Annotated in this window: 8 protein-coding genes; 5 read left to right on the plus strand and 3 right to left on the minus strand. The window is 73.6% G+C overall.

Features of this window, described 5'->3' with window-relative positions; translation table 11 throughout:
- Nucleotides 1–227 precede the first annotated feature (227 nt).
- Complete coding sequence (gene sepH / locus ABZ635_RS09630) at nucleotides 228–1,706, plus strand: septation protein SepH (RefSeq protein WP_357761563.1); 1,479 nt, start codon at nucleotides 228–230, stop codon at nucleotides 1,704–1,706.
- Nucleotides 1,707–1,805: 99 nt separating this feature from the next.
- Here sepH and ABZ635_RS09635 read toward each other — a convergent pair whose 3' ends face one another.
- Nucleotides 1,806–3,332, minus strand: a complete 1,527-nt coding sequence (locus tag ABZ635_RS09635; protein WP_357761809.1) for a PH domain-containing protein — start codon at nucleotides 3,330–3,332, stop codon at nucleotides 1,806–1,808.
- Nucleotides 3,333–3,769: 437 nt separating this feature from the next.
- Nucleotides 3,770–4,351, minus strand: a complete 582-nt coding sequence (locus ABZ635_RS09640; RefSeq protein WP_357761566.1) for a PH domain-containing protein — start codon at nucleotides 4,349–4,351, stop codon at nucleotides 3,770–3,772.
- 135 nt (nucleotides 4,352–4,486) lie between these two features.
- Between ABZ635_RS09640 and ABZ635_RS09645 the strand changes: the two genes are divergently transcribed.
- Nucleotides 4,487–5,461, plus strand: coding sequence for an ATP-binding cassette domain-containing protein (locus ABZ635_RS09645; RefSeq protein ID WP_357761569.1), 975 nt, complete (start codon nucleotides 4,487–4,489; stop codon nucleotides 5,459–5,461).
- Nucleotides 5,458–6,285, plus strand: a complete 828-nt coding sequence (locus ABZ635_RS09650; RefSeq protein WP_357761571.1) for an ABC transporter permease — start codon at nucleotides 5,458–5,460, stop codon at nucleotides 6,283–6,285. Before ABZ635_RS09645 ends, ABZ635_RS09650 begins: the two co-directional genes overlap by 4 nt.
- Before the next feature lie 73 nt (nucleotides 6,286–6,358).
- Here ABZ635_RS09650 and ABZ635_RS09655 read toward each other — a convergent pair whose 3' ends face one another.
- Nucleotides 6,359–9,658, minus strand: a complete 3,300-nt coding sequence (locus ABZ635_RS09655; RefSeq protein ID WP_357761574.1) for a BTAD domain-containing putative transcriptional regulator — start codon at nucleotides 9,656–9,658, stop codon at nucleotides 6,359–6,361.
- Between the two features lie 265 nt (nucleotides 9,659–9,923).
- Between ABZ635_RS09655 and ABZ635_RS09660 the strand changes: the two genes are divergently transcribed.
- A complete protein-coding gene (locus ABZ635_RS09660) occupies nucleotides 9,924–10,517 on the plus strand; it encodes a YbhB/YbcL family Raf kinase inhibitor-like protein (protein ID WP_357761577.1) in 594 nt (197 codons plus the stop codon).
- Nucleotides 10,518–10,875: 358 nt separating this feature from the next.
- A partial coding sequence (locus ABZ635_RS09665) for a hypothetical protein (RefSeq protein ID WP_357761579.1) occupies nucleotides 10,876–12,309 on the plus strand: 1,434 nt, incomplete at its 3' end.

The raw sequence follows: 12,309 nt of genomic DNA on the forward strand, positions 1-12,309 counted from the left end.
TCCCGGTCACGGAAGGTTCACCGTGTCAAGATTGGCACCGGAAGTGACCATAAGAGCCCCGACCCCGGGGCCGCTCCCACCGTGGTGCCCACCACGGGCCGGGAGGCGGGCACAGTTCGGACATGCCGGGCGCGGTACTGGCCGAACCGTTGTCGGCCGACCAGACTTGGAGAACGCGGGGGACGGTCCACCGGACCGGCTCTCGACGGGACGCGAAAGGGAGGGCGATGCACGAGCTTCGCCTCGTGGCCGTGAGCGAGGACGGCACCTACCTGGTGCTCGCCAGCACCGGCCGTGGCACCCGCTTCATGCTGCCCGTTGACGACCGCCTCCGTGCCGCGGTACGCGGCCAGTTCTCCCGGCTCGGCCAGTACGAGATCGAAGTGGAGAATCCGTTGCGCCCCAAGGAAATCCAGGCCCGTATCCGGTCCGGCGAGACCGCGGAGGCCATCTCCGAGATCTCCGGAATCCCCATCGAACGGGTGCGCTGGTTCGAGGGACCCGTCCTCCAGGAGCGCGGGTACATCGCCCAACAGGCCCAGCGCGCGACCGTGCGCTCCCAGGGCGAGACCGGCCCCGGCCCCTCCCTGGAGGAGGTGGTCGCCAAGAGGATCGGCTCCCACCAGCTGGAGACCGGCGACGCCGAATGGGACTCGTGGAAGCGTGAGGACCGTTCCTGGCAGCTCAAGCTCGTCTTCCTCCACGGCGGTGACGAGCGCGTCGCCCACTGGTTGTACGAGCCCAGACACAACAGCGTGACCCCCGCCGACGAGGAGGCCGCCCGGTTCTCCTCCATCGAACCCCTGGACGCCGCACCGGGTCCCGGGGCCAACGTCACCCCCTTCTCCCCGCGACGCGGCGAGCACTCCACCGACCTGCCCCGCCTGGACGCGCAGTCCGCCGCCGAACGACGTCCCGACCACGTCGCTCCGCGCCGCCTGTCACCCGCGCAGGACACGCCGTTGGACGAACCGCTGCGCCCCGTGGCCCGTCAGACCGAGACCGACCAGTTCGGCGTCCCGATCCGGGAGGAGCGACGACGCCAGGCGCCGTCGCGACCCGAGCCCGAGCCCCGGCGCGCCTTCGAGGCGCCCGACGACCGGTTCGGGGACCAGCGCGGCGACCCGCCGCCCGCCGCTCCCCTGCCGGAGGGCCGCCGGCACCCGGCGCACCGCCCCGAGACCGCTCGCCAGCGGTTCGCCGACCCGGTCGAGGCACCGCCCGCGCGGCCCGCGCCCGAAGCTCCCGAGCACCAGCACCAGCACCAGCACCAGCACCACGAGCAGCGTCGCCCCGAGCCCCGCAGGGCGGTCTTCGAGGAGAGCGCTCCCGCCGCGTTCGAGGCGCCGGTCCGGCCCGAGCCGTACCAGCACGAGGTCCGCTCCCACCCCTCCCAGCGGCCCCCGGAGCCGCAGGCCGCACCCGACTGGCTGGACGCCCGCCCGGCCCCGGCTCCCCCGGTCGAGCCGGTCGAGCCGCCGGCCGAGGACCCCCGGCAGCGTCCGCGCCGCCGCCGGGCCACCATCGACCTCAACGACAAGGGGACGCCCCGCCGCGCGGCCGATCCGGCGCCCCCGACCCCCGGCCTCCCGGCTGCGGCCAGCGGTTCCACGGGCGCTGGCGCGGCCAAGCGCAAGAGCCGGGGGCGCCGGGCGTCGGTGCCGTCCTGGGACGAGATCATGTTCGGTTCGAAGAAGAGCGAGTAGGTACGTGCCGGACCTCCGGGTCCGGACGCGGCCGGAGGGCAGCGGGGGGCGGTCGCACGGCGACCGCCCCCTTCGTCGTGCCGCACCCGGCGGGCTGGGTCAGGGGCAGCGCGGTCGCCCCGTACCGTCAGCGCCCCCGTCCCCCTCGGGGACGAGGAAGGGCCGCACCATCTCGGGGGTGACGCGGGCCGCGAAGGCCACGGACTCGTCGAGCGCGGCGTCCTGGGCCGTGTAGCCGCCGGTACCCGCGCCCACGGTGACCTGGAGGCTGGCCAACGAGGAACGGCGTTGGAAGAGCGTCTGGGTCCAGGTCCACCCGATCACCGCCGACCGCTCCACCGTGGCCTGGGAACGGGACAGCGACCCGGATCGCACGCTGACGCGTTCACCGTCGTAACCGTGCCCCAGCGAGCGGTACCGGTCGATCCCGAGCGGGACGCCCAGCAGTGCCAGGATGCCGGCGACCACGGCCAGCAAGGTGAGATCCCCGTACGCCGCCGCCGCGGCCACGACACCGAAGGGCACCACGGCACGGGTCAGCCGCCGGTACAGGGCGGCACGGGGGTGGCGGACCAGACGTCCCCGGAACAGGGTCAGGGCCCGGTCCACCACTGGTTCCACCGTCGATCTCGGGCCGACCGGCAGGAGCACGGCGCGGGTCGCCGCGTCGCCCAGGCCGGTGACGATCGCGCGCAGCCCCACCGCGCCCCGGGTGCGTTCGAGGGGGTTGTCCAGGAGTTCGTAGCCCCGGATACGCCGCTTCTCCAGGGTGACGCTGCGCCGGGTGAACAGGCCCCGCTCGGCGAGCAGCGACCCGTCACGGGAGCGCAGACGGAACCCCCAGTGGGTGATGGCGTAGGAAACCACCGCGAACACCGGCATCAGCAGCACCAGCACGCCCACGAACACCGCCCCGAACACCACGAGGAAGGCGCGGTCGGTCGTGGTCACCCAGTCGATGAACAGGTCGGTCACCATCTGCCCCGCCGACTGCTGCACCATGCCGAACAGGGTCGCCAGGACGACGAAGGGTGTCAGCAGGTAGCCCAGGCTGAGCGCCCCGTAGAGGTACCAGGAGCGGGGCATCGTGAAGTGGGTGACCGTGTCGTCGGTGGTCCGGTCCGCCTCGGGGAGCGCGCCAGGCCCGGCGGTCGCGGCGTCCGCGTCCCGGCCTCCCCCGGGGCCCGTCTCGGAGCCGTGCGTCCCCTGCTCGGCGAGCACGGCCCTGCGGTGCAGCAGGACCCGGCGCAGCCGCTCGGCCTCGGCGGCGGAGACGGCGTCGAGCTTGCCGTCCTCGGCCTCCCCCACCGAGCCCGCGGCGGCCTCGATCCGCACCACCGCCACACCGAGCAGCCGGTGAAGCAGGGTGCTGGTGACGTCCACACCGCGCACGCGCTCCAGCGGGATGGTGCGCCGGGAACGGCGGATCAGGCCCCTGCTGATCTCGACCCGGTCCGAACCGACCTCGTAGCGGAAGGTTCGCCAGGTGACGAATCCGCCGACCAGGAGCACGACAACGCCCAGGCCCGTGGCGGTCAGCAGCCAGGGGTTGAAGCCCCCGAGCACCAGACCGGCGAGGACGGGCAGGAGGAGGCTCCGTAGCTGGTTGATCGGGCCGACCACCATGGTGCGCGGACTGAGCCGTCGGGCGCGCTCCGCCCCGAACGCGTCGGCCGGACCGCTCGGGCGTTCCTCGCCCCACCAGGAGTGGGCGGTGGGCGCCCCCGGGTGCCACGGCCCCCAACCGGCACCGCCCGGGTAGGGGGCGGGCCCCGCGCTCGGAAGACCAGCGTGCGGGGACGCGGGCACCGCAGGGTCCGGGGGCGCGGGCACCGCAGGGGTCGGGGTACCCGGCGGCCGGGCGGACCACGGGTCCCCGCCGGAGTGGGGCGGGGGCCCCGCCCCCGGTCCTTCGTGCGGACTCGGCCGCACGACGCTCTGGTCCTCGCCACCGTTCGGGAGCCCCGAGGGGGTACTGCCCGGAGCGATCCAGCCGCCGGGTTCCCGCGCCCCCTCGGGCCCGTGCTGGCCGTGTTCCCGGTCACGCCCGTACTGTTCGTCCATCAGGTCGCGTCGTCCCGGAGTGTCCCGGCGCGCACGGCGAGCCGCTCGCTCAGCCCGCGCGCCTCGTCGGCGTCCAGCCCCTCGATGGTCGAGGAACCGGCGAAGGAGGCGGTCTGCACCTTCAGGGTGGCGACTCCGAACATCCGCTCCAGCCACCCCTGGGTGTGGTCCACCGTCTGGAGCCGGTTCACCGGAACCAACTGCCAGGCGCGGCTGATCCACCCCTCGCGCGTGTAGATGACGTCCTCGGTGACCTCCCAGCGGTGCACCCGGTACCGCCAGGACGGCACGATCGCGATCTTGGCCACCGCGTACACCGAGTACGCCACCGGCAGCACCCAGGCGTGGTGCGAGGCCCAACCGGGAATCCAGCCCCAGGGAGCCGAACTCGCCCCCCAGGCGAGCAGCAGGAACAGGGTCAGGGTGAAGAGCGCGCCGAAGATCAGCCGCAGGGTCCACACTCCGATCGCGCGACCGCTCACCCTGCGAAGCGGTGGCCGCAGCCGAGCGGTCCCTACCGGGCCGGACGGGTCGGGGAGTCCCCCCGAGGGGGGAATGGCGTCGTGGGGCGGGGTGTTCATCACGTGCACGAGTCTAGGACGTTCCCCCCGGACCGGGGCGGGCGCCGACGGTGTCAGACCGGGGCGAACCCTGCTGTCAGCGTTCTGTCAGTGCGGGTCCGCACACTTGTGGACAGACGTTGAAACGGAGGACCAATGACTGACGCCATCCGTGCGGAGGGTCTGGTCAAGCACTTCAAGGGCAAGACCGCCCTTGGCGGAGTGGACCTGACGGCGACGGCGGGGGCCGTGCTGGGCGTCCTGGGACCCAACGGGTCCGGGAAGACGACGACCGTGCGCATCCTCTCCACCCTGCTCAGACCGGACGCCGGACACGCCACCGTCGGCGGCTTCGACGTGGTCCGCGAACCACACGAAGTACGCCGCCAGATCGGCCTGACCGGCCAGTACGCGGCGGTCGACGCCGAGCTGACCGGCACCCAGAACCTGGTGCTCATCGCCCGGCTGCTCGGGTTCGGGCGCGCCGACGCCAGGGCCCGGTCCAAGGAGCTGATGGAGCGGTTCGGGCTCTCCGACGCCGCCGACCGTCCCGCCAAGACCTACTCGGGCGGTATGCGCCGCCGTCTGGACCTGGCGGCCAGCCTGGTGGGACGCCCCGCCCTGCTGTACCTGGACGAGCCGACCACCGGCCTGGACCCGCACAGCCGCAACGGCCTGTGGGACGTGGTGCGCGACCTGGTGGCCGACGGGGTCACCGTGCTGCTCACCACCCAGTACCTGGAGGAGGCCGACCAGCTCGCCGACGACATCGTCGTCCTGGACCACGGCAAGGTGATCAGCCGGGGCACCCCCGAGGAGCTCAAGTCGCACGCGGGCAACCAGGTGCTGCAACTGCGCACGGTGGACCCGTCCCAGCTCCCGCTGGCCACACGGATCGTCGAGGCCGTCACGAGCACGCCGGTGACCACGGACGGCCTGCTGGCCAGTGTCCCGGTCACCGACGTGGCGGTACTGCCGGAGACGGTGCGCCGCCTGGACGAACAGGGCGTCTCCATCGCCGAGCTCTCCCTGCGCAGGCCGAGCCTGGACGAGGTGTTCCTCGCCCTGACCGGCCACACCGCCGAAGACGAGACCGCGGACGGACCCGCGAACGAAGGGACCCCAGCATGAGCGCCGTGACGACCCGGTCGAGGTCGGCACCGGAGGGCGCGCCGGTGGCGCCGCCGAACATCTCCCCGCTGACGACCGTCCAGAACGGGCTCCAGCTCACCTGGCGCAGCGTCCTCAAGATCAGGGCCAACCCCGAAGAGGTCTTCGGGCTGATGCTGACGCCGGTCATGTTCGTGACCCTGTTCGTCTTCGTCTTCGGACAGGCGATGATGGGCGACTGGCAGACCTACCGCGACTTCCTCATGCCCGGCATCGTCGCGCAGTCCGTCGTGTTCGCCACGATGGGCACCGGGTTCAGCCTGAGCCAGGACGTGGAGAAGGGCATCTTCGACCGGTTCCGGTCGCTGCCCATCGCGCGTTCGGCACCGCTGATCGGGGCGGTCCTGGGCGACCTCGTCCGGTACGCGATCACCGTCGTCATGGTGATGCTGGTGGGCGTGGCGATCGGTTTCCGCCCCGACGGCGGCCTCCTCGGCGTGCTGGGCGCCAGCGCCCTGGTCCTGCTGTTCGCGTTCGCGCTGTGCTGGATGTCGGCGTTCGTGGGCATGCTGGTGCGCACACCCATGGCGGTGCAGTCGTTCGGCATGATCCTGCTGTTCCCGCTGACCTTCGGCAGCTCGGCGTTCGTCTCCCCGGACGACATGCCGGGCTGGCTCGCGCCGATCGCCGCGAACAACCCGGTCACGCACCTGGTGGACGCCATGCGCGGGCTCATGCTCGGCGGTGACGCCGCCGCGCCCGCGGCCTGGACGCTCTTCTGGACCGTGGTGATCACGGCGATCTTCTTCCCGCTGGCCGTGTGGGCCTACCGCCGCCGTACCTGACCCGGACCGCCGGGCGCCCTACCGTGGGGCGCCCGGCGCGCGGGCGCGAACCACCGTCCCACCGGAACCGGGATCACAGCGCCCAGTCACCCAGGTCGACGTCGTTCGGGACACGGGGTTCCAACCACCGCGCCACCCGGTCCCGGGCGGCCACCCGGTCCGCCCCCTCCCCCTCGGCCAGCGCCCGCGCGAGACCGGCCGGGCCCAGGCTGGCCTCCAACCGCTCACGGACGCGGCGCGCCCGGGGTGAGGCGGTGTCGGCCACCCCGCGCAGCCGTGTCGCGAAGCCGATCAGGAAGGCCGCCCACTCCGGGTCCTCCCCCTCCACCATCGTCGCCATGGTGTCCAGCACGTCGGCGCCGATGGTGCCCAGACCGACCCTGGACAACCACCAGGCGCGTCCCGCGTCCCGCCAGGCCCGCGCCGTGTCGCCCTCGTCCCAGGAGAGTTCGGCGGCCATGACCCGCCAGAGGGGCTCGATGTAGGCCGGCGCGAACCCGCCCAGACCGGCCACGACCGGCTCAGTCTCCTCCAGGAGGCGCCGCGCCTCGGGGCCGCGACCGGCGGCACGCAGCCACTGAACCCGGGTCAGCCGGAGGGTCACCAGGTGCCCCTCCTCCACGGGCCCGCCGACGAGCCGCCTGAGGTCGCGTTCGGCCTCCTCCACCTCACCCAGGTCGACCAGGACCTGGGTCCGTCTCGTCCGGAACATGTCCACGACCCCGTCCAGCCCGCCCCGCTCGGCCAGGGCGATCCCGTCGTCGAGCAGGCGGCGGCACCGTTCGAGGTCGGTGTAGCGGAGCACGTCCACCAGGTGCACGATCGCGTTGCTCTGACCCCACACGTCACCGAGGTCACGCATGGACTCCAGAGCGACCGCGGCGCGTTCCGCCGCCCGGGCCGCGTCTCCGTGCACCCCGTCCAGCAGTGAGAGCATCAGGTACGTCATCGCACGCGTCCAGGGGTCGCGCTGACTCCTGGCGCTCTCCTCCAGGCGCGTGCGCGCCCGGTCCCGCGAACCTCCGTCGTACCCGTCGACCCCCGCGGCCATCGACCGGTACACCAGTGCCAGGATGAGCACGGGGTGGTCCTCCTCGCGCAGGCCGGCCCGGGTCAGCACCTCCTCCACCCGGTCGAGACGCTCCAGGACGGCGGCCCGGCCCAGTTCCATCTGGCCCGAGAGATGGAACAGACAGCTCGCGTAGGCAGCCTCGTACCCCGGGGGCGGCGCGTCGCCCACCATCTCCAGCACCTGCCCGGCCCACCGGTGGAGCTGTTGCCAGTGCTCGTCCAGCGACCAGTACCACTGGGAGTGCTCCACCAGGTCGAGAGCCAGGGCCGCGTCGCCCCGCTCGACGGCCCAGTGGAAGGCGGCCACGCAGTTGTCGGACTCCGCTCCGAGCCGGGCCAGCCAGGCCCGCTGCTCCGGGCCCCGCAGACCCGGGTCAGCGCGGCGCCACAGGTCGCGCGCGTAGCGGGCCTGGACATCCCGCACCCGCACCTCCTCACCGCTGTCCGTCAGGCGCTCGGCGGCGTACGCGCGGACCGTCTCCAGCTGCCGGTAGTGGGAGGGGCCGTCCCCCCGCTCGGGGTTCTCCGCCACCACGAGGGACTTGTCCACGAGGGCGAACAGGACCGTCCACACGTCATGACCGGCCACGGTGCCGTCCGGGCCGTCGGGATCGGAGCCGATCCGTTCGACCGCCTCCAGGGTGGCCCCGCCGGGCAGGACCGCCAGACGGCGCAGCAGTCGGCGCTCGGGCTCGTCGAGCAGTTCCCAGCTCCAGTCGACCACCGCGCGCAGGGTCCGGTGGCGGGGCAGGGCCGAACGGCTCCCGTTGGTCAACAGGCGGAACCGGTCGCTGAGGCGGTCAGCGAGCTGGGCCGGCGACATCGCGCGCAGGCGGGCCGCGGCGAGTTCCAGGGCGAGCGGCATACCGTCCAGTTCACGGACGATACGCACGACGTGACCCGAGTTGTCGGCGTCGACGGTGAATCCGGCCAGCACCGCCTGGGCGCGTTCGGTGAACAACGTCACCGCGGGGAAGGCGCGGGCCTCCTCCGCCCCGGCGCCCTCGGGTGGCAGGTCGAACGAGGGCACCGGCAGCAGGGCCTCTCCGTCAACGCCGAGGGGCTCGCGGGAGGTGGCGAGCACGCGCAGGCCCGGACAGTTCGACAGCAGGGCCTCGACCAGGCGGGCGGCGTCGTCCACCACGTGCTCGCAGTTGTCGAGCACGACGAGCCCGGAACGATCGCCCAGGAAGGAGACGACCCGTTCGAGCGGGGTCTGACGCGTCACGGCCGAGCGTGTCTGGAAGACGGCCTGTCCGCGCAGGTCCAACGCGGTGGCCAGGGCGTCGGGCAGGTCGGCGCCCTGACGCACCGGGGCCAGGCCGACGAACCACACGCCCTCGGCGGCGAGGCCGGGGGCGTGGTCGGCCACGGTGGCCGCGACCTCCACCGCCAACCGGGTCTTACCCGAACCGCCGGGGCCGGTGAGGGTGGCCAACCGCGCCGTCGAGAGGCGGTCCACGGTGGCACCCACCTCCGTCTCACGGGGAACGAAGCTCGTCAGCGGCTGGGGCAGCCGGACCACGGACGGCGGGCGGTGCGCCTCGGTGGTGCGGCGCTCGGAGTCGAGTTCACCGCGCAGCAGCCTGAGGTGGGCCTCCCGGAGGCGTTCGGAGGGGTCCAGCCCCAGTTCGTCGGCGAGCCGCGCGCGGAAGGCCTCGTAGGCGGACAGGGCGTCGGCGGTACGTCCGTTGCCCGCCAGCGCGCGCATGAGCAGTTCGACGGGGCGTTCGCGTTGCGGCTCACCGGAGGCCAGGGCCTCCGCGTCGGGCAGGGCCTCCACGTGGCGCCCGAGGTCGAGCCGGGCGCTGAGGTGGTCCTCCCGGGCGGTGCGCCTGGACTCGTGCAGCCGCAGCGCGACGTCCTCGGCCACGCCCCGGGCGGTGAGGTCGGGCAGGGCCGCGCCGCGCCACAGGGCCAGAGCGGAGGAGAGGGCGCGCTCGGCCTCACCCGGGCGCCCCGCCAGGAGTCGTTCGCGCCCGAGGCGCGCCAGGTCCTCGAACTCGTACAGGTCCACCTGGCCCGGGGCGACCTCCAACCGGTAACCGGAGGCGTTCCCGTGGAGCGGGGCGCCCGTGCCCAGGGCGCGGCGCAGCCGGGAGGCCAGGGCCTGGAGCGCGTTGCCCGAGGCGGCGGGGGCGGCGTCGCCCCAGATCGCCTCGGTGAGGTACGCGGTGGACACGTGGTGGCCGGGGCGGAGCAGCAGCAGCGCCAGGAGGGCGCGCAGACGGGCGCCGCCGATGGTGAGGGGCGCACCGGAGGTGTCATGCACCTGAAGGGGCCCCAGTAGGGAGAACCGCACCGCCCCATCATCACCGATCCCGGGGACGACCGCGCGGGTCGGCGGCTCCGGCGTCCGCCCGTCGCGTCGACGCGACGCGGCCCCCGCACGGTCCGAAATGCCGTGGTCGCCGCCGATCGCAGTAGGGTTCGCTCAGGACCGTGTCGCGCGAGCCGTCCAGGTGCCCGGGCGCACGGTCTCCCCGTGACCGGCCGGGGTCCTCCCGCGCCCGGTCCGACGTACCGCGAGTCTCGCCTTTTGGCCCGAAAGTCCAGCAGGAGCCCCATTGTTCCCGGTCTTGCCTTCCCTCCGGACCACCGCCGCGCACGGTGTGCCCAGAACGTCCCCCGGCACCCGCGCGGGTGCCGTGGCGGTGGGCGCCGCGCTCCTCGCGTCGACCGGGTGCGGGATGTCTTCGGAACTGCGCGGCGAGATGCCGACCGACATCAACGTGACCAGCCCGATGATGCAGGAGGGGCAGCCGCTGCCCTCCGCGTACTCCTGTGAGGCCGACGGCGATCCGGTCTCCCCGCCGCTGAGCTGGTCGGGGCTGCCGGACGACGTGGGGTCGATCGCGCTGGTGGTGGACGACCCGAGCGCGGCCGTCGTGTTCTGGATGGTCTACGACCTCGACCCGCAGCTGGTCGAGCTGCGGCAGAACACCGTCCCGGGCGACGCGAAGCAGGGACAGAACACCGCCGGTGACGCGACCTATGGCGCGCCCTGCCCCAAGGAGGGCGACGTTCACGAGTACCGTTTCACCGTGTACGCGCTGGAGGGGAACCTCGACCTGCCCGAGGGCGCGGCGCTGGAGCAGACCCTGGAAGCCGTCGCGGACCAGGCCGTAGCCAGGGGAACCCTGGTCACGAGCAGCGAGTGAAATAGGTCATAATGAGCCATTCCCTGCGCCCGGAACAGGACGGACGCTCCCGACCGACGACACGGGACCACCGCAGGAAGCTCCCGTCGCCCTCTGCACACAGCGCGCGACAGCACATACAGTGGGTCCGTGCCCCTCGCCCCATTTCAGTTGACCGATTCCCGTTCACCCGCCCCGCGGCACCCTGACCCGAGACCGCGTCGGATCACCGGCGGTCGCGCCCTGTCAGCCACTCGGTCCCGGCACACCGGGTTCCCGCGGAACCGGGCCACCGCCTCTCACCCTCGACCGGCCCTCGCCAGGCCGGTCCCAGGCGCTCCCCGGGCGCGGCCGACCTCCCCAAGGTAGTGCGTACACCATGACCGTCACCGTCATCATCATCACCGCCGTCATCGTCGTGCTCGCAGTGCTCGTGCTCCTCCTGCTGGGGATGCGCGCGCTCAGCCTCGGCTCGCGTGAGGACGACTACGACGACGAGTACGAGCACGACGACGTCGAGGACGCCGACCGCGGCGACCGGCGCGACCGGCGGGGGCGGGACGAGGTCCCCGAGGACGAGGAGGACGCCCCGCGGGGAAGGTCGCGCAGATCCCGGCAGGACTCGGGCAGGGCGGAGCGGCGCACCAAGGGCAGGCGCCAGCGCGGGACGGACTGGGAGGACGACGACTCCGGCGGCCTCTCCGACAACGACTTCTGGTCGAGTCTGAGCGACGAGGACGCCGGTGCGGACCGCTCGGGCGGGCACGAGTACGCCGACCGCCGTGACGACGGCGGTTACGCGGACGACGGGGTTTACGCGGACGACTACGACGATGACGACACGGGTGTCCCCGACCACCAGAACACCATCGTCTACTCCCCCTCCAACGGAACCGACACCCTTCCCCCAGCTCCGGCCGAGCGCGGCGCCACCGGCCCCTCCGACCTGGCGATGCTGGCCAGCCTGGGGCAGGGCGCCACGCCCGCGCCGCCCGAGCCCGCACCGCGCCACCAGGAACAGCGGCCGACGGCGCAGACCCCGGCACAGGGCCTGGCGGCCCTGCCCTCCGCACAGGGTCTGCCTCCCGCCCAGGGACCCGGCCCCACTCAGGGGCTCCCGGCCGCCTCGGCTCCCGCCCCGCTCGACGACGACCCGCTGGGGCCGGGCTCCTGGACCCCGCACCCGCCCTCGACCGGCGACCCGTTCGCGGGCCGTGAACCGCTGCGACCCGTGGAGCGGAACGAGTCGACCGCGCCGGACCCGCTGGGGGACGCCTTCGGCGGCGGCTCCCCGGGCGGCGGCTCCCTGGGAGGGCCCGCGGGGAGCGACCCCCTCGGTGGCGGCGGCTTGGGAGGCGGCTCCCTGGGCGGCGGCCTGGGCGAGGGCCGTTCCTCCTACGACAGCGGCTCGATGAGCCGTTCCGACTACCCGCCCCTGGGCAGCGGCTCGGGCGGCGGTGTCGGTACCGGGCCCGGTTCCCCCGACCCCCTGGACCCCGGGTTCCGGCCCAGCCCGTCCAGCGGTGACGACCTGAGCTCACCGATCTGGTCGAGCATGGACACCGGCGCCCACCAGCGGCCTCCGTCCCCGCTGGGCGGCTACGGCGCCGGACCGGCGCACGGCGGCGGTACGGGTGGCGCCCACGGCGCCCCCGGCAGCGGAGCCCAGCCCGCTCCGGGCCAGCCGATGGGCGGTCCGACCGTGCCGGGGCACCGGTTCACGGGGGCCGACGACCCCCTGACCGGCGGGTACACGCCGGGTTCGTTCGCGTCCGGCTCGTCCTACGACAGCGGTTCCTTCTCCCGCTCCGAA

This window comes from Nocardiopsis sp. NPDC007018 (assembly GCF_040635075.1).
Classification (GTDB): domain Bacteria; phylum Actinomycetota; class Actinomycetes; order Streptosporangiales; family Streptosporangiaceae; genus Nocardiopsis.

What these genes read in the sequence shown, in the direction of transcription:
- sepH (WP_357761563.1), top strand. Translation starts at nt 228, where the DNA reads ATGCACGAGCTTCGCCTCGTGGCCGTGAGCGAGGACGGCACCTACCTG.
- ABZ635_RS09635 (WP_357761809.1), bottom strand. Translation starts at nt 3,332, where the DNA reads ATGGTGGTCGGCCCGATCAACCAGCTACGGAGCCTCCTCCTGCCCGTC.
- ABZ635_RS09640 (WP_357761566.1), bottom strand. Translation starts at nt 4,351, where the DNA reads ATGAACACCCCGCCCCACGACGCCATTCCCCCCTCGGGGGGACTCCCC.
- ABZ635_RS09645 (WP_357761569.1), top strand. Translation starts at nt 4,487, where the DNA reads ATGACTGACGCCATCCGTGCGGAGGGTCTGGTCAAGCACTTCAAGGGC.
- ABZ635_RS09650 (WP_357761571.1), top strand. Translation starts at nt 5,458, where the DNA reads ATGAGCGCCGTGACGACCCGGTCGAGGTCGGCACCGGAGGGCGCGCCG.